This is a genomic window from Peribacillus folii (assembly GCF_030271255.1).
In the GTDB taxonomy this organism is placed as follows: Bacteria; Bacillota; Bacilli; order Bacillales; family DSM-1321; genus Peribacillus.
Genome location: NZ_JASJOM010000022.1, coordinates 16,182 through 34,482 on the forward strand (window position 1 = coordinate 16,182; position 18,301 = coordinate 34,482).

An 18,301-nucleotide genomic window follows, 5' to 3' on the forward strand; every position below is an offset into this window, starting at 1 on the left:
AATGAGCGGCATTCCATATCAATTACATTTTATTTGTTTTTTCCCTTTTTTGGCTTGTGCTCCGGTTTCCGTAGCCATTAGATTTACGGTTTGAACTTGGGCGTTTGCTTGATCCGCTTCCGTAATCTTTCCTGCCTGAAGAACTGCGGCCATTACGCTGTCTGTTATTGGAAGAGCTTCCCCCGCGATTGCGGCGCATTGGGGATGGAGATTCTTCGGTTAACTTGATCGGCGTTTGATCCGGTTCTTTCGTCATTGATTTAAGCATAGCTGCCACTAGGTCAGTCGCATTATGTTTTTGCAATAATTCTTCCGCTTGACCAAGATATAATGTTAAATCATCATTCTCGATTGTAGAAAGGATTTTTTCGGTAACTGCTTTTTGTTGACCTTCCAACGCTTCAGTCAATGTTGGAGTTTTAAGTTTTTCCATACGTTTTTTTGTTGTATGTTCAACCGCATGCAGCTGACCTCTTTCTCTAGGCGTTACAAACGTGATAGCAATACCATGTTTACCCGCACGACCTGTACGCCCAATACGGTGAACGTAACTTTCTGGATCTTGAGGGATATCAAAGTTGTATACGTGTGTTACACCGGAAATATCAAGTCCGCGTGCAGCCACATCAGTAGCAACAAGCACATCGATGCTGCGGTCTTTGAATTTTTTCAATACGGAAAGACGTTTAGCTTGACTAAGGTCACCATGAATTCCTTCAGCCATATAGCCGCGAATATTCAAGGCAGAAGCCAACTCATCGACGCGACGTTTCGTACGTCCGAAGACAATCGCAAGATCCGGTGTTTGGATGTCAAGAAGTCGAGCAAGTGTATCGAATTTTTCCCCTTCTTTTAATTCCAAGTAATATTGCTCGATGCGATCGACTGTCATTTCTTTCGCTTTTACACGTACAAGAACTGGCTCATGCATGAACCTTTCAGCGATTTTACGGATCGGATCAGGCATTGTCGCTGAGAAAAGCAATGTTTGTCTTTCGTCAGGAACAGTGGAAAGGATTGATTCGATATCCTCAATGAATCCCATGTTAAGCATTTCATCTGCTTCATCAAGAACTACAGTATGAACTCCGCCCAATTTAATATTTTTACGTTTGATATGGTCCAGAAGACGACCAGGTGTACCAACGATAATATGTGGTTTTTTCTTCAATGCGCGGATCTGACGATCGATATCTTGTCCACCGTAAACCGCTAGAACACGAGCGCGTTTTCCATAACCAAGCTTGAAAAGCTCTTCAGAAACTTGGATGGCAAGCTCACGTGTAGGAGCGATGACGATCCCTTGCACGTTTTCATTATTGATATCGATATTCTCCATCAACGGGATACCGAAAGCTGCCGTTTTACCTGTTCCTGTTTGCGCTTGACCGATGATGTCTTTACCTTCAAGTGCTAGAGGAATCGTTTGGGCTTGAATCGGGCTCGCTTCTTCAAATCCCATTTTTTCTATTGATTTCATAGATGTTCTATCTAATCCTAATTCGCTAAACAATGTCAATGTTTTCGTACTCCTTTTTTTATCTTAAATTTACACGTGCATTCAAAGAATGATGCACAGATGTTTAGTTCAAATCCTCATCATCATGACGGATGTTCTACTTTATCTCTTATGAAAAAGTTTATCATTATCACCTAAAAGTATGTCTGCCTTTTAGTTCAAATGAACTCAATATGATTTTTTAAAAAGGAAATATACCAGTACAAGCATTAACTGGCATTTTTAGCTTCGCGCACGTGTGAAGTTATTTTTAACATACGCTCTTCTTTTTAAAAGTGAATGTAACCAAAATTAAATTCAATATGGAAAATTAAAAGTAGCATAAACGGGTGTTACCGTTTTATTCAGGTGAGGGCTGCTGCACCTTATTCCACAGGCTTAAAAGACTGTATGAACAAAACTTGACGAGAGCCAAGATCCTTATACAAAACAGGCCCGGTGCGTTGAGGATTTGCAGAAGTGGAAAAGCGCTTAAATGCGGCTTGATTCCCTATTAGCTACTAAAGCCGCCAAAAAGATACAGCTTTTATATATGACCAGACGCGCGGCCTATTTAATCTAAAATAATCTCAAGAATGAACTCATGAAACATGTAAGAACATACAATTTTGTTGCCTCAACCAGATTAATTGAATTAATCATCAATGATAAGACATTTAAACTCATACTTCATATTACCATTTTCAAACTGTTAATGCAATAAAGGATATCGACCCACTCTTCTTTCCTAACAATTTTTGAACGCGCCGAAATATCAAAAATCGCTCTATACCACGTTTAAGAGGGCGATGTTAAATTTCCATCTTTCGATGCGAAACAACGGGGTCCATTAAAAGGTACATTTTTACTATAACCAAATGGAACGGTGAGGATTCTTTATTCACCCAGCACAGCTTATCGGAAAATGTTTCGCCTGTTATAGGATATGTATTTCGGCAAAATAGTTTCACCAACCATTCCAATACACTATCCTCATTACTCGATTATCGCTGTCCCCTTTATGTTTCTAGGTACTTAAGCACAACGAATGCATAATAATTCAATATCCTATAAAAAAACAGATAAATCCGGCTTAAATTGCAGTATGATTGACCTAGACACTTAATATCCGGGAGGTTCTATGAATATTTACTCATTAGATATACCTATATGCAGGGAGTTTTCTCTGTTGTTAGAAGCAATGAACAAGAAAGTGATCTTTCTGAAAAACCCAATAAAGCAAAGGCATCTATTTCAGGAATCAACTGATCTCATGCAAACATTATTCATATTGCCATTGCACATTTCAAAAAATTCCTGGCAGCAAACGGCCTTGTTCAACTTGGCCGAAACTCTTGAAATTCCCATTTTATTCATTTACAAACGGACGAAGGAAATGAAGTCCCCTCCAGCATTACCTAAAAGGACATTCTACCTGACCATTCCCATTCCTGCTGATCCGGTGGAAATCAACATCAAATTAACATCACTGCAAAATATCAGCATGCACTTGTTCTCATTTAAAATGAGGGGACAGGAACTTGAAAAGATTAATCAGAATTCAGCAAGGAGCCTGCGGATCGCAAAGGGCTTTCAACATTTGTGCTTACCTACACCAGTCCAAAATGATCAGATCGAGATCAAAGGACTTTCTCAGCCCGCCACTGACTTGTCAGGCGATTTATTCTTCTGGAACGAGGTTAGTGAAGGCCAATATGCGTTAATCATGACCGATATGTGCGGCAAAGGAATCCATACGGCACTTATACACATGTCCATCCGCACCTTGATGCCCGAGCTGATCAAACGGATACGGGATCCTCTCATCATAACCAATGAACTGAACAAACATATGAAGGCTTTATTTCACGGAAGGCACACGGAAGATACGATCAATGCCTGCTTTTCAGCCTTCATTGCCTATATTGATACAAAGGAACGAGTCATCGAATATGTGAACTGCGGGCATCCCCCAGCCATTTTGCATGCCCCCCACTCCAATCTTATTCTCAAGCTGTATGAAGGTGCCGACCCTATAGGGCGCATTCAGGATATGCCTGTAAAAAAAGTGGTGTTTCACTACGAACCCGGAAGCCGTTTCATGATTTATTCAGATGGCCTCTCCAACACTCCAAGCCCTACCGCCGCCGGACGAACGGACTGCATCGAGAAGGAATTCATCGACAGCGCTCATCTCTCTACGAACGACCTGTTAAAGAAACTCTTGCTATCAAGGATGAAACACTCCGAAATCGATGATGATATCAGCATCATTGCCGGTATACTTTTTTAGCAATGATAACGGGCCGATTCATGGGCCTTCTTTCTATTGTATAGATGATGTGAAAGGAACGGCTAACAGAAACAACACAAGAGGATAAGCCGAGCAGGGAGTGCAGCGAAAAAAAGGCAGCGCACCTAAAAAAACTGCAGACAAACTCCTTGGTCCCCGAGTTGTCTGCAGCAATAGGTAACGGCCTTTTTATTTCATCTCTATTTCTGTAATGCTTGAACGACTTCCTCAAGCTTCATTCCCCTGGATGCCTTCACAAGAATGATATCATTTGCCTGTGTCGTCGATTTCAGCTCTGCTATTAGCTTCTGCTTATCATGGAAAGCTTGAACCCTTTCTGAAGAAAAGGCTTTGCTTGCCCCCTGGGCAATGAACTCGGCTAAAGGGCCATACGTGAAAATCTTATCGATTCGTTCACTCGAAATCAATTCACCAATTTTTAAATGAAAATCTTTCTCCTGAGGCCCCAACTCCAGCATGTCTCCCAGAACGAGGATCTTGTTTTCGAAACCGGATAGACCCTCGATCAATTCGATGGCAGCCTTAACGGAGGTTGGACTTGCGTTGTAGGCATCATTGATGATTTTCTGCCCTTTTGCACCCTCTACCAATTCCATCCTCATATTGGTTAACTGTATGGCCGACAAACCTTTTCGGATTGAGGAATCACCGACGCCCAACTTCTTCGCAGCCAAAATGGCAGCCAATGCATTCAGAACATTATGATGACCTAAAACGGGTATTTCATATTCAGCTTCCGTACCATCGCATGCGATGGTAAATGAAGTACTATCGGCCCCTTGTGTGATCAGCTGTGGAAACAGATCATTTTGTTCGGTCCGGCCAAAGGATAGCACATTCAAATCAAGGAAATCCTTTTTGATCCGATTGCGGAGCAGCGGTTCATCTCCGTGATAGATCAGCACGCCTTCCTTGGCCAAGCCTTCGACAATCTCCAGCTTTGCATTCGCAATTTCCTCTCGCGACCCCAAATCCAATAAGTGCGATTCGCCGATATTGGTAATGATGGCTACTTCAGGTTTTGCCATTTTGGATAAAAACTCGATTTCACCCCGGCTGCTCATCCCCATCTCCAGAACGGCAGCTTCGGTATCCTCTTCCATCGAAAGCACCGTTAACGGCAAACCGAGATGATTATTGAAATTCCCGCTCGTTTTATGAACCTTGTAAGTGGTCGCAAGCAGCGCAGCGGTCATATCCTTCGTCGTGGTTTTCCCATTGCTTCCTGTAATCCCCACGACCTTTATATTCAGCTGAGTACGATAGGAACGCGCTAACTCCTGCAGTGCTTTTTCAGTATTCTCGACAAAGATTAACGGTAAATCGGTCGGTGGATTCGGAACATCCTTTTGCCAAAAAGAGGCTGCCGCCCCGTCTGCCAATGCCTGCTTGACATATTGGTGCCCGTCAACCTGCCCACCTTTAAGCGGAATGAACAAACATCCTTCTGTAACTGTTCTTGAATCAATGGTGACCCCTTGAATTCCCATGGATTGAAATGAAGTGATATCATTCAGCCCAGCTGCCATTTCTTGCACTTGTTTTAACGTTCTTTTTATCATTTTGTTCCTCCTACATTCTGCGAAACGTTAACCGCTCTCCCACCCTTTAACCAAATGTAGCAGAAACCAGTGAATTGCCGGCTCCTGCTAATTTGGACCCGTCAAAAAAAGTCCATTAACGGGTTGTGAGGGTGCATCATATATCCCCTGATGCTTAGACTGTATATTTGATTTGCTGTTTTTCGTGATGACGTTCCAATGCAAGCTTCACGAGTTTTTCAATTAGAGCTGGATAGTCGACGCCCGTATGCTTCCACAATAACGGGAACATGCTATAAGGGGTGAATCCAGGCATTGTATTCACTTCATTAATATAAATTTCACCCTCTTTGGTCAAGAAGAAATCAGCCCTGACCAGTCCCGAGCAATCCAATGATTTAAAGGCCCTGATTGCCATATCGGATAATGCGGCATATTCACTTTCACTGATCTCGGCCGGGATGACCATTGCTGAATTACCATCCTCGTATTTAGCTGAGTAATCATAGAAGGCGAAATCTTTTTTAGGAATGATTTCCCCTGCCACCGAACAAGCGGGATCATCATTGCCAAGAATCCCAAACTCCACTTCGCGGGCAACGACTCCTTCTTCGATGATGATCTTCCGGTCGAATTGGAAAGCCTCCGCCACCGCTTTTTCCAAGCTTTGGGCATCATCGCATTTGCTGATGCCGACACTGGAACCTAAGTTAGCCGGCTTAACAAAGCAAGGGTACCCTAGTTCTTCTGTCACCTTTTTAATGCCCGCTTCCTTATTCGCCTCCCATTCGGAGCGAATGAACCACGTGTATTTCACTTGCGGAAGTCCTGCATGAGCAAAGATGTTTTTCATGATCACTTTATCCATTCCAGCCGACGACGCTAAAACGCCATTCCCTACATAAGGAAGATTCAACAGCTCCAGCATTCCTTGAACCGTGCCATCCTCTCCATTAGGTCCGTGAAGCAACGGGAAAATGACGTCATATCCAGACGATTCACTATTTTCATCAGTTGAATGTGCTTGTAATGCAAGCGGAGATGTCGTCTTTTCAGGCAGAAAAATCAAAGCTTCGACATTTTCGGCAGGTTTCGTTAACTTCGGTCCATTTATCCAGGAACCTTCTTTCGTTATGTAAATCGGATATATATCAAATTTTGCTAAATCGAGAGCTTTAATGACCGCTAAAGCCGTCTGCATAGAAACATCATGCTCCGCAGATTTTCCACCATAAAGCAAACCAAGTTTAGTTTTCATGAGTTATTACCCTCCAATATTCTTTTAACCATTTTCATTGTATCATTTAACACCAAAACGGGAAAAGCGAAACTTCCCTCATCGATGCATTTCCAATCATTACTAAGGGCAGCCGCTCACAATATCCCCCTTAGTCTTTTATGCATGAGAAGGTAAGTCTAACGACTAAAAATTTCAGGAGGAGGTGAAATTTTTACTGTCGGAATTTTTTTTTGATGGCACAATCCCATGTTTTCTCTTTTCTGCTGAAGGTGATGAAGAGATCCGGCATCTCACTATTCCGGTCAGAGAAGTCCTCCTGCATTTCATCCATATTCAAATAATCCCCCACAACCCAAATCGGGACCTCTATTTTCGCTCTTGAATATTTAACATCCCGAAATGAAATGACCATACCCTCGGCAAGTATCGGAACCAACGTGGAAATGACCTCCATGGGGATTGGCGTCAACTCTTTTTTCTTTCGGATTCCGAGCCACGTCCGCTCGACTTTCAGCAGCTCCAGCTTGAATGGTATCAAGCTTCCCAACATTAAATAAAACGACGAAAGAGATCGAAAATAGACCTTGTTGAACCATCCGTCGTCCTGGGCAAGGTACACGAATTGGTTACCCAATTTACGAAAAAAAGGAGGCTGCAAATGGGTCTTGGTATGACCTAAATATAAAAGCTCAGCCAGCTCCCTACCATCCAGTTCATCCAGTCCTTCCGCCTCTTCAAAATCGATCCAGCAAAAATCGCCATATGCTCGGACGTTGTCTTTAAGAAGCTTGGCGATGGCCTCTGATCCTGCGCTCTCAAGCAGCACATTCAAATTGTATTCGCCGCCATCGAATTGGTGCTTCAATAATAAGATGGAATCCAAGGGAGATGGCAGTGAGTGGGCAAATTGCCTAAACTCGAGTCCATTAAAAAGGACAAACCGTTCGGAAGCTTGCATATGCATGTATAATATATCATCGCTTTCATTTTTCATAACCTGACCCCCTCCGGACTTGAAATCAATTACTGTTATTTTAACAAACTTTTTGGATTTGACGCAGGTTATATGACCGAGAATATTCATCCTCATCGAACAAGTTCACTTCCACCACCATTTAATGTTCAAACCAGGCATATTTTTTTCTTATAAAAAACGTTGAATGGCAAAATGACCGGATCGAAGAACCTGGGTTTCTGGAACAAAAAAAATCCAGAGTGACTCATCACTCTGGATTTTCGGCATTAAGATACTTGTTTTAATTCTTCTGCGGAAGGTGGATTGAATTGACCTTCCCATTTAGAAATGACGATTGCAGCAAGTGAATTGCCGATAACGTTAACTACTGTACGTCCCATATCAAGAATACGGTCGATACCAGCAATGAATGCTAAACCTTCAATAGGGATACCAACCGTTCCCAATGTCGCTAAAAGAACGACGAAGGAAACACCAGGAACACCGGCAATACCCTTGGATGTAATCATCAGCACTAGCATTAATGTAATTTGCTCATACACACTCAAATCGATTCCGTACATTTGAGCGATGAAGATAGCTGCTAACGCTTGATATAAAGTGGAACCATCAAGGTTGAATGAATATCCTGTCGGGATAACGAATGTAGCAATATGTTTCGGACATCCCGCTTTTTCCATTTTTTCCATGATCTTCGGAAGAACGGCCTCTGAACTTGCTGTCGAGAACGCAAGAATCAATTCCGCCTTCAGAAGCCTGATTAACGTAAAAATGTTGAATCCTACAAATTTTGCAATCAGCCCCAAAATAACGATAACAAAGAAAATCATGGTACCGTATACAGAAAGCGCTAACTTACCTAATGGAATTAAAGACTCTAAACCGAACTTGGAAATGGTGACTCCGATTAGGGCAAATACGCCGATAGGAGCGAATTTCATGACCATATTAGTTAAGTAAAACATTCCTTCTGCCGTCCCTTGGAAGAAACGGAAAACAGGTTTACCCTTTTCACCGATAGCCGCGATGCTTAGTCCAAACAACACGGAGAAGAAAATGATCGCCAGCATATCGCCTTCCACCATGGCTTTTACCGGATTGGATGGTACGATATGAACAAGTGTGTCAACAAATGATTCGTGCTGCTTCGTTTCTGCTGTATCAACATACGTGGAAATATCTGTTTGTTCCAGATTATTCATATTCACACCGGCACCAGGCTGGATGATATTGGCTGAAATCAGACCAACAGCAATCGCTGTAAGGGTTACCACTACAAAGTATGAAAGTGATTTCGCACCCAGTTTACCTACCGCTTTTAAATCACCAACACCTGCAACCGCAACGATCAGGCTTGATACGATGATTGGCACAACAATCATTTTGATCATTCTTAGGAAAATGTCCCCGAATGGCTGTAAAAAGCTTTGGGCTGTCGCATTACCATAAAAAATGGCTCCAACGATTATCCCTAGAATTAAACCAATGAATATCTGGCTTGCTAAACTTAATTTAAATAATTTCTTCATGTACTTTCCTCACCTTCTATAAAGTCTTTGCTGCAAAAACGTTTTGTCTCGGTAAGGGAAACAGATACTAATAGAAAGAAAGTAATTTTTCTTTTTTTGAAAAACTCTATCTTTACGCCGAAAAAAAAGACACTTCATGTGTCGATTTCTTATTGGCGTGAATATTCACACATGTTCCCTTAAAGACGCTGACGAGGTTAGCTGTCGGGTTAGGAATTGGAAACACAAATGCCCTTTCATTTCTGAATTCACCCCTAGCGGATAAAATCCACAAAGTTGGGTCCCCCGTTCTTGAATAAGATTAAGCGAATTAACTTATAATAAAATATTATACTAAAAACTTTAATCTGTAAATATTTATTCTCGTCCAACATATAAAAAATCTTTAAACATGTCTGAAAATTCAGCATAATTTATCATTGGAGCAAAATTTTTTTTCTTGATTTATCCATATATATTATACCGATATATAATTCAAGCTCGCTTACAATCATTTTTCAAGGATGCCGAGCAACAGGTATCTCACCTTTTCCCTAGTGGTGAATTTCTTGTAAGTATTTATCTTCACTTTGCCAAAGCGCACGGGCGTAATAAAATGAGAATGGTTTTTCATCACGCTTGCCGGCTCCATCAGGATGACATCGCCAACCGCAGGTCCCTTGATAAGTTCCTGCTTGCCTTCAGCCTTCAGGCCCAATGTTACATAATATTTGTCCACATAGCCCTTTTTCGTCAATTTATAGAGCTGTGGTTTTTTGGTTCGGTGAACAGCCGCTGCAGGGACGGAAGGCACACCAGCCTTTTCATCGGTTATAACGGATAAGTTGACCTTGGATCCCACCATCAATGCCTCCGTTCCCTCGCCTTCCTGTTCGATCATAGCCTGAAATGGAAACCTGTTATCCTTTTTTAATGTAGGCTCCTCTGCCGGATAAGAATGGATGCGGCTTATTTTCCCCTTTAATTCCTTTTTTAAATCGGGAGCGGTTGCCTTTATAGTCATGCCCACTTCAGCCTTTTTCATTTCACTTTCCGAGAAATCCCCTTCAATTCCCATATTTGCCGAAGCGATGGATATGATGGGATTAGTAAGGTTTTTGTTGATATTCTTCACAATGCCATCAGCCTCACTTGTCGTCTCGACCGCGCCGCTCTGGGTTTCGATTGAACTTAGCTTGGCACTTAACATCTTCACTTTTTCGTTCAAACGGTTCTTTTCAAGCTCTTGCTTGTACATTTCCTGCTCGATGTTACTTTTAATAAGATCCAAGGAGTCAGTCGTTATATCGATATTCAACTTTTGTTCCACCGAATCATCGATGACCGCTTTATCAGGAACACGGTCCAGGTTCGCTTGATAGGCACTCAACTTCGCTATGTATTGATCAATCCCGGAGAGTTCTCCTTCAGCAGCCGTTTTCTCGGCTGATAAATCCGCCTTAAGCTTATCAAGCTCCGTTGTCGTATACTCGAATAATGAAGCGCCAGCCGTAACGGCATCGCCCTCTTTTACGAGGAATTTTTGGAAGTCGTTTTTCTTGGCATCAAAATAAATATCATGCACATCTGCTGGTTTCACTATCGCTTTTGTTTGAATGATGGCCGTAATGGTATCTTTTTTCACCTTCGTCCAGCTGTCCACGAAAACGGTTCGTTCCACCTTGCTCTCTTTCTTTTCTATAAGGTATAAGTTAACGGTTATTAAAACGATTGACGCAACGGAGGCTGCTGCAATCTTCCACTTTCCATTCATTCCCCTTCACCCGCCTTAGACAAATACTCCCACATGAATGTATGCCAAAAAGGCTTTAACAAACCATGTGGCCACATAGAATAGCGCAACTAAAATAAAGATCAAATGATTATTCCGTTCTGAAAATTCCTTTAGATAGAAATATTGCAGGAAAATAATAAGGATTTGAAAAATGGTGAACTCACTGAAAACATGTATAAAATAATCATTGCTTAGAAAATGCTGACTAATGACTCCGAAGGAAAAAGGATTGCCATCGTTGCCTATATCAAGCAAAATCAATAAGGGCATCAGTAACACCTTTTCCAATAACTGCAAACAAAATAGGATCATTTGGAGGATCACTACTTTTATGTATGGCACTTCAGCGAAAATCCAAAAATACAGAGACGCCAAGAATATGTATAAGGTTGGGTATAGGAGACCGGAAACCATATTGCCGCCCATGATCAGCAGCTTTCCCATCTCGAATTCATTCGCATTCATTGCCGTAATTTGTTTGGAGAAGGATTCGGAACCAATCCCAAAATAACCACCAACGGCAAATACGATAAGACTCAGAAAATATAATACTAGCAATTTACTTCCAAGCCGAGTGACAGCCTCAGCATTTTGCAGCTGATAACGACTCCTGTACGGCTCAAAAATGCCCTTTAGCAACCTGACCTGGTAAATCATATGTGTTCCTCCTGCAAAAATTGTTCTTTCTCCTTACATTTTATCTTATTTTGGAAACATTTGCAGATATAAGGAATCATAACAACAAAAATCAATGATTAACCGCTTATCTAACTAGGGGTTAATGCCGATAAATGATGCTCAAGCACTTTTATTCCTGCAGGAGTCCGCCCATAGTTTTCCCCATCCATATCCACGTTAAGCGGGGCCTTCGTTTCGATTGTAAGAGTACTGGCCTGTACATAAGTCACTCCGGAATCCGAACCCAGATTTTCGGACCAAGCACCATTCTTCGTTATTATCTCTAAAAAAGTGCTAAAGCTAGCATTTTCCAAAATGGCAACGCCTAATTTACCATCATCTGGATCCATCGGAAAAGGCAATAAGTTGGTCCCGATGAATGATCCATTCATCACCAGGATCATGAGCGCCTCCCCTTCCAATTGCTTCCCGTCATATTCGACTTTGAAGGGAAAAGCGGCATTATCTCCAAGCGTCCTAACTGCGCTTAATAAGTAACCTATTTTTCCGAACCGGCTTTTTTCCTGATCATCAATATTGTTCGATGTATCGGTAACAAGTCCGATTCCCCAGAAATTAGAGAAATAAGCATCATTGGCCATGCCGATATCAATGGGGCGGACCTTTCCATTAACAAGGGCTTCCGCAGCATGACGAACATTTTGGGGAATGTTCAAGGTCCTGGAAAAATCATTGCAGGTCCCTCCAGGTAAAACCCCAAACAAAGGCCGCTTCCCGAGTGGCGACAGACCGTTTACACACTCATGGACTGTTCCATCTCCACCTAAAACGAATACAACATCCATGTCTTCACCATAATTCAAGCAAAAACGCTGTGCATCGCCTTTTTCCTTGGTTTTCAAAACAAGCAGCTCATCAATATGCGGGGCAATCACCGGAAGACATCCCTCGAGGTTTCTCGTCAGCTTGTGATTCCCGGCTTTTTCGTTATAAATCAACATCCCTTTTTTCCATTTCATGCTCTATCCCCCCTGCCGTAATCGAATTTCACTACCTATACTTTTTCCTAAACCGTAACATTTGAAACGTACTCATGACTGAATGAAAAAAGGGGCATGGCGCCCCTTTTTCTAATACATTCATATCATCGTTATATATTCCTTCAGCGTTAAGATCAGCTTGGGATACAACGAGCCCTTCCTATCCCTTTTTTCCAGGAATAATAAAAGGCTCTCCAATATTATTGAACTTGGCTTACCTTTTGATAACTCTTCTTGAATCGCACATAAAGCCTTTGAATTTTTATTCGCTTCACTTCCTTCTTCTTTGCGGATTTCCGTTTCCAATAGTTTCGTGATGATCAAAAGGATTTCCTCTTTTGGATTCAAGTCATGTAAATGGCAATTCAGCAATGGAAAACGCTTCAATAATGGGTCTTCCATCGTTTGGAGGCTTGCGATGATCGAGTCCAGCCGATTCAAAATGAAGGCAGGAAACAACTCCGCTTCAAATGCATCTTTTTTTCTCATAAGTAAGCCCATATATCCTTTGAACAGGGAGTCCAGCATGACCGTGCAGTCCGGAAGGAATTCTTCAGGCAGCTTCGGGTATAGCTCCATGATTTTACGCTTGAAGAAAATGACCCCTTCTTGATGGATATAATGCAAAAACTGATCCAATTCTTTACTGATATGGACCATTTGTTCCTGCATCAGCATCTGAATTAATTTCGTATTCCCCGTCATATGCTCAATTTGAACGGATATTTGCCCTAAAAACCTGTCTTCATTGGATAAAGAAGCATCAAGCTCCAAATCGAGCAGCGCGTCCGTCAAGGCTTCATAGAAGTACCTAAAAATGGATACGAGCAATTCTTCCTTCGATTTAAAGTAATTGTAAAAAGATCCCTTTGCTATCCCGCACTGTTCGGCAATTTCTTGAACAGAGGTCGAATGATATCCCTTCTCCGAGAAAAGCTCTACCGATTTATCTATGATCATTTTATGTTTTTCATTCATTCGGTTCATCCATCCTTTGAAAATTGTCTGCATATGACCAACTGGTCACGTCATCCACATTGTATCTCAAAACCATTGAAATCACAACGATATAACTAAGGATTACTATCTGTTGCAATCACAATTGATATGCTTTATATTTGATTCTATGACCGGCTGGTCACAATATTATCTATGGAGGGTAAACAGCTTGAACTCGATAATTAAATTTTCTTTAAAGAATAAACTGGCAATCTGGTTGCTGACAATCATCATTGTTGCAGCAGGTTTATATTCCGGTTTAAACATGAAACAAGAAACCATTCCAAATATCTCCACTCCTTTAATAAGCGTCTCCACCGTATATCCCGGAGCTGCACCTGAAGAAGTGGCTGATAAACTCACAGACCAAATTGAACAAAAGGTCACTAATCTATCAGGAGTTGAATTGGTCAGTTCGTCTTCCATGGCCAATGTTTCCTCCGTCCAATTGCAATATGATTATGACACGGATATGGACGATGCTGTAAAAGATGTGAAAGAAGCATTGGAGAAGCTTGAACTGCCTGATGGTGTGGAAGAACCCAGCGTTTCGAAATTGGAATTGAACGCTTTCCCCGTTGTTGCTCTTAGTATAACCGATAAAGATTCTGATTTGCCTGCCCTGACAAAAAATGTAGAAGATGTGTTAGTTCCTAAGCTTGAAGGAATTGACGGGGTGACATCCGTAACGATTTCAGGACAGCAGGTTAATGAAGGCAGCCTTGAGTTCGATCAAAAAAAGATGGCACAATATGGGCTCAATGAAGAAGACGTAAAAAAGGTCATCCAAGCGGCAAATGTCAACATGCCTCTTGGCTTATATAACTTTGACGATAAAGAAAAAACGATCGTGGTTGATGGAAACATCTCAACGCTCAAAGACTTGAAAAATATTGACATCCCTTTAACCGGCGGCTCACAATCAGAAGCGCCGACACAAACAGCACCAGCACAGGGACAAGTGCCAGCTAATCAAGCGGGCCCGGAAACGGCACCAGCTGCTCCCCAAATGCAAAGTGTGAAATTATCGGACATTGCCGAAGTGAAAATCATCGGGAAGGCTGAATCCATTTCGAAGACGAACGGCAATGAATCAATCGGAATTCAAGTTACAAGATCGCCCGATGCCGACACAGTCGCCATCGTCGAAGAAGTGCAAGACCAAGTTTCTAATTTTAAAGATGAATTCAAAGGGGTAACCGCACATACTACGCTCGACCAAGCCAAACCGATCAAGGATTCTGTTGAAACCATGATTAGCAAGGCCATTTTCGGCTGTCTGTTTGCTGTCATCGTAATCATGCTTTTCCTAAGAAACTTCAAAACGACCCTGATCTCCGTCATTTCGATTCCATTATCTTTGTTGGCTGCCCTTTTGGTGCTCAAGCAAATGGATATCTCATTAAATGTCATGACATTGGGAGCCATGACAGTTGCGATTGGCCGGGTCGTCGATGACTCCATTGTGGTAATCGAAAATATTTATCGAAGAATGGCACTTAAAGGCGAAAAATTGAAAGGCGGCGAATTGATCCGTTCCGCCACTAAGGAAATGTTCATCCCTATCCTTTCATCAACGATCGTTACTGTAGCCGTATACCTGCCGTTAGCAAGCGTTACTGGTCCAGTTGGCGAGCTATTCATGCCCTTCGCATTAACGATGGTGTTTGCATTGGTCGCATCATTAGTAATTGCCATCACTCTTGTACCAGCCATGGCAGACTCATTATTTAAAAACGGACTTTCCCAAAAAGAATTGAAATCACATGAAGAAAAGCCAAGCAAGCTATCCGGATTCTACCGCAGGGCACTGAATTGGTCCTTAAGCCATAAGTTGATCACATTCGGAACAGCCATTGTATTGTTGATCGGCAGCTTGTTCCTCATTCCAAGCATAGGCGTCAGCTTCATGCCTGCTGATGAAGAAAAGCAGATCATCGTCACTTATACTCCAGCACCTGGGGAATTGAAAGAGGATATTGAAAAGGAAACGGAAAAAGTAGAAAAGTACCTCATGGATAAAGATGATGTGAAGACAGTCCAATACACATTAGGCGAAAACATGATGAGCGGCATGATGGGCGGCTCGAGCAATTCAGCCCTCTTCTATGTTCTTTATGATGAAGACACCGAAAACTTCGGGGAAAAGAAAGAAAAGATCATAAAACACCTGACCAACCTTGACTCTCCAGGAACGTGGAAGCAACAAGAATTCACTTCCACATCAAGCAACGAAACGACTCTTTATGTCTATGGAAATACACAAAAAGATATTGAACCGGTCATTGACGAGATTCAAAAGATCATGAAGAAAAATGACCAATTGAAGGATGTCGATACAAGTCTTTCCGATGCATATGAGCAATATACACTCGTGACGGACCAGAAGAAGCTAAGTGAACTTGGACTAACAGCTGCCCAAGTCGGCATGTCAATTGCAAACTCAAACAAAGATGATGCCCTCACTACCATCAAAAAAGATGGAGAAGAAGTCAAAGTTTATGTAGAGAAGGAAGAAAAGACATTCCAAGATAAAAAGGATCTTGAGAATACGAAAATCACTTCTCCAATGGGAATGGAAGTGCCTTTAAAAGACGTTGTTAAAATCGAGGAAGGCAAAGCATCCGATACAATAAGCCGCCGTGACGGGAAAATTTACGCGGACGTTTCCGCAACAATCAAATCGGATGATGTTGCAGCCGTAACAAAAGAAGTACAAAAAGAAGTTGATAAATTAGACCTTCCAGCAAGTGTCACGGTAGACTATGGCGGAGTGACCGAAGATATCCAAGAATCATTCACTCAGCTTGGTATCGCCATGTTGGCAGCCATTGCGATCGTTTACTTTGTCCTTGTCGTCACTTTCCACGGCGGGTTAGCACCGATTGCAATCTTATTCTCCTTACCATTCACGGTAATTGGTGCTTTAGTGGGCTTATTCATTGCCGGTGAGACCATCAGCGTTTCAGCCATGATGGGTGTGCTCATGCTTATCGGTATCGTTGTAACCAATGCCATCGTATTGGTGGACAGGGTAATCAAAAATGAAGAATCCGGATTCTCGACACGTGAAGCGCTGCTCGAGGCGGGATCTACCCGTCTGCGACCGATCTTGATGACTGCACTGGCCACGATCGGAGCTTTAATACCATTAGCTATTGGAGCGGAAGGCAGCGGCTTGATCTCACAAGGGCTGGGAATTACAGTTATCGGCGGACTCGTGAGCTCGACCTTGCTGACGCTTGTCATCGTACCGGTAGTCTATGAAGTTATCATGAAATTAGGTAAAAAAAAGAAAAAAAACAATTAAATAAATGACTGCAAACAGCCCTCTGTAGGAAGCCACTTAATATAAGTGGCCGACCCTGCAGGGGGCTGTTTTGCGTACAACTGGTGCATCCAAAAATAAAAAAAGACCGCTACGGGGCCTCTGGGAGCTGTACTGTTGTAACCTATCAACTTCATTATACTAACAGGGTACCGACTGTAAAAATGAAAGCCTTATTACGCTCTCTGTTCCCAAAGAGTCCGCGAGTAGCAACCCGTCATTTCCAAGGAAATGCTTTACCTTCTAAAAAACAAAAAAAGGAAAGAGCATCCCTTCCTTTTCACTTCTTATGAATCAATGTTTTGTGAACGTTTGGTCAATCGCATCTTCCAAATCCAACGATTTTTCCTTTAAATAACGCTTCGTCACATTTAAATCTTTATGGCCGGCAAGCTTGGATATCGTTTGGACATCTATTCCGTTATCCACTAATCTTTGGCAAAAAGTATGCCGTAATTTATGTGGATGCACATTATATTTTTTCAATATATATTGAACCGACCTTGGAGTGATCCTTTGATTATAACTCGAAAGGAACAATGGATCGGCTTTGTCCTTCAAGGAGTTTAGATAATTCTTTACATGCTGTATGACGGATTGCGTAAGGGGAACGGAACGATCGATTTCACCTTTTGCATTCCTGACTAATATGTAATTTCGCTCTTTATCCATGATGACGTCAGAGCCATTCAAGTCACATAATTCAGAGACACGGATTCCTGTATGCAACAGCAGGTAGACGATGGCGATGTTCCTTAAATTCCCTTCTGCTTCGATATCCCTTAACAGGATTTCCTGCTCTTTTATACTTAAAGTCTCAGGCACCTCATGCTTGTACTCTTTTACCTTACGCTCAACCGGAAGCATTATTTGCGGTTTCCCTAAGAATTTGAAGAATACGTTAAGGGCGATATAGTGTTTTTCAATTGTTCCTGGACTTTTCTTGCAATTTTCTAAATTATCAAGATAATCCTGAACATCTTCAGAATGAATCTCCATCAGCATCTCTTTTTGTGTCTGGTCACAAAACTGTGAAAGGACACCAGTATACGTTTTGATCGTATTATCTGATTTGCCTTGGTCTCTCAACCATTCAGCAAACGAAAAAATCATTTCATCTTTAGCAGAGGTATCCATCGGCTATTCCCCCAATGACAGTTTCAGAACTAAGTTAAGTTTAACATATATCCCTACAGAAACGAAGAATTCTGTCCAGATGCCTTCATCTGTTTATGATTATATAAAAGAAGTATGACACCATTCGTTCATCTATCACGAAAAGCTGCATTTATAGTATACCCAATCTTATTCCTTATAGTATTTTCATTATTCGGGTTCTTATGGCTGCTTCCTTTTTGATGCAGTTTGACCTACCATGGATAAGGATTTCATATCACAAAAAAAGACCAGCCGGAATGGCTGG

The 18,301-nt window shown here is 41.9% G+C and carries 12 protein-coding genes and 1 riboswitch; of the genes, 2 read left to right on the top strand and 10 right to left on the bottom strand.

Annotation, left to right across the window (positions count from 1 at the left end; genetic code table 11):
* Positions 1 to 22 precede the first annotated feature (22 nt).
* The gene (gene cshA, locus QNI08_RS22000) at positions 23 to 1,519 is read right to left on the bottom strand and encodes a degradosome RNA helicase CshA (protein WP_483313811.1); all 1,497 of its coding nucleotides are present in this window, start codon (positions 1,517 to 1,519) and stop codon (positions 23 to 25) included.
* Between the two features lie 1,168 nt (positions 1,520 to 2,687).
* On the opposite strand from cshA, the gene QNI08_RS22005 reads away from it, so the two are divergent.
* A complete protein-coding gene (locus QNI08_RS22005) occupies positions 2,688 to 3,791 on the top strand; it encodes a PP2C family protein-serine/threonine phosphatase (protein ID WP_285769482.1) in 1,104 nt (367 codons plus the stop codon).
* Positions 3,792 to 3,991: 200 nt separating this feature from the next.
* Here QNI08_RS22005 and QNI08_RS22010 read toward each other — a convergent pair whose 3' ends face one another.
* From QNI08_RS22010 to QNI08_RS22045, 8 genes are all read right to left on the bottom strand, one after another.
* Complete coding sequence (locus QNI08_RS22010; RefSeq protein ID WP_285769483.1) at positions 3,992 to 5,374, bottom strand: UDP-N-acetylmuramoyl-tripeptide--D-alanyl-D-alanine ligase; 1,383 nt, start codon at positions 5,372 to 5,374, stop codon at positions 3,992 to 3,994.
* Positions 5,375 to 5,528: 154 nt separating this feature from the next.
* The gene (locus QNI08_RS22015; protein ID WP_285769484.1) at positions 5,529 to 6,611 is read right to left on the bottom strand and encodes a D-alanine--D-alanine ligase; all 1,083 of its coding nucleotides are present in this window, start codon (positions 6,609 to 6,611) and stop codon (positions 5,529 to 5,531) included.
* Positions 6,612 to 6,804: 193 nt separating this feature from the next.
* Complete coding sequence (locus QNI08_RS22020) at positions 6,805 to 7,587, bottom strand: hypothetical protein (protein ID WP_285769485.1); 783 nt, start codon at positions 7,585 to 7,587, stop codon at positions 6,805 to 6,807.
* Positions 7,588 to 7,835: 248 nt separating this feature from the next.
* Positions 7,836 to 9,098, bottom strand: coding sequence for a cation:dicarboxylate symporter family transporter (locus tag QNI08_RS22025; protein WP_285769486.1), 1,263 nt, complete (start codon positions 9,096 to 9,098; stop codon positions 7,836 to 7,838).
* Between the two features lie 171 nt (positions 9,099 to 9,269).
* Positions 9,270 to 9,416: riboswitch (cyclic di-AMP (ydaO/yuaA leader) on the bottom strand.
* 172 nt (positions 9,417 to 9,588) lie between these two features.
* The gene (locus QNI08_RS22030) at positions 9,589 to 10,851 is read right to left on the bottom strand and encodes an efflux RND transporter periplasmic adaptor subunit (RefSeq protein WP_285769487.1); all 1,263 of its coding nucleotides are present in this window, start codon (positions 10,849 to 10,851) and stop codon (positions 9,589 to 9,591) included.
* Positions 10,852 to 10,866: 15 nt separating this feature from the next.
* Complete coding sequence (locus tag QNI08_RS22035) at positions 10,867 to 11,529, bottom strand: hypothetical protein (RefSeq protein WP_285769488.1); 663 nt, start codon at positions 11,527 to 11,529, stop codon at positions 10,867 to 10,869.
* Between the two features lie 110 nt (positions 11,530 to 11,639).
* Positions 11,640 to 12,530, bottom strand: a complete 891-nt coding sequence (locus QNI08_RS22040; RefSeq protein WP_285769489.1) for a diacylglycerol/lipid kinase family protein — start codon at positions 12,528 to 12,530, stop codon at positions 11,640 to 11,642.
* Positions 12,531 to 12,650: 120 nt separating this feature from the next.
* Entirely contained in the window at positions 12,651 to 13,529 is an 879-nt protein-coding gene (locus QNI08_RS22045; RefSeq protein WP_285769490.1) for a TetR/AcrR family transcriptional regulator, read from the bottom strand.
* A 190-nt stretch (positions 13,530 to 13,719) separates the two neighbouring features.
* On the opposite strand from QNI08_RS22045, the gene QNI08_RS22050 reads away from it, so the two are divergent.
* On the top strand, positions 13,720 to 16,860 hold the full coding sequence (locus tag QNI08_RS22050; RefSeq protein WP_285769491.1) for an efflux RND transporter permease subunit: 3,141 nt from the start codon (positions 13,720 to 13,722) through the stop codon (positions 16,858 to 16,860).
* A 312-nt stretch (positions 16,861 to 17,172) separates the two neighbouring features.
* Here QNI08_RS22050 and QNI08_RS22055 read toward each other — a convergent pair whose 3' ends face one another.
* Positions 17,173 to 18,015, bottom strand: a complete 843-nt coding sequence (locus QNI08_RS22055; protein WP_285769492.1) for a tyrosine-type recombinase/integrase — start codon at positions 18,013 to 18,015, stop codon at positions 17,173 to 17,175.
* Positions 18,016 to 18,301 lie beyond the last annotated feature (286 nt).

Excerpts from the sequence above, each read along its gene's own strand:
- QNI08_RS22010 (WP_285769483.1), bottom strand. The coding sequence starts at position 5,374 with ATGATAAAAAGAACGTTAAAACAAGTGCAAGAAATGGCAGCTGGGCTG.
- QNI08_RS22015 (WP_285769484.1), bottom strand. The coding sequence starts at position 6,611 with ATGAAAACTAAACTTGGTTTGCTTTATGGTGGAAAATCTGCGGAGCAT.
- QNI08_RS22020 (WP_285769485.1), bottom strand. The coding sequence starts at position 7,587 with ATGAAAAATGAAAGCGATGATATATTATACATGCATATGCAAGCTTCC.
- QNI08_RS22025 (WP_285769486.1), bottom strand. The coding sequence starts at position 9,098 with ATGAAGAAATTATTTAAATTAAGTTTAGCAAGCCAGATATTCATTGGT.
- QNI08_RS22030 (WP_285769487.1), bottom strand. The coding sequence starts at position 10,851 with ATGAATGGAAAGTGGAAGATTGCAGCAGCCTCCGTTGCGTCAATCGTT.
- QNI08_RS22035 (WP_285769488.1), bottom strand. The coding sequence starts at position 11,529 with ATGATTTACCAGGTCAGGTTGCTAAAGGGCATTTTTGAGCCGTACAGG.
- QNI08_RS22040 (WP_285769489.1), bottom strand. The coding sequence starts at position 12,530 with ATGAAATGGAAAAAAGGGATGTTGATTTATAACGAAAAAGCCGGGAAT.
- QNI08_RS22045 (WP_285769490.1), bottom strand. The coding sequence starts at position 13,529 with ATGAATGAAAAACATAAAATGATCATAGATAAATCGGTAGAGCTTTTC.
- QNI08_RS22055 (WP_285769492.1), bottom strand. The coding sequence starts at position 18,015 with ATGGATACCTCTGCTAAAGATGAAATGATTTTTTCGTTTGCTGAATGG.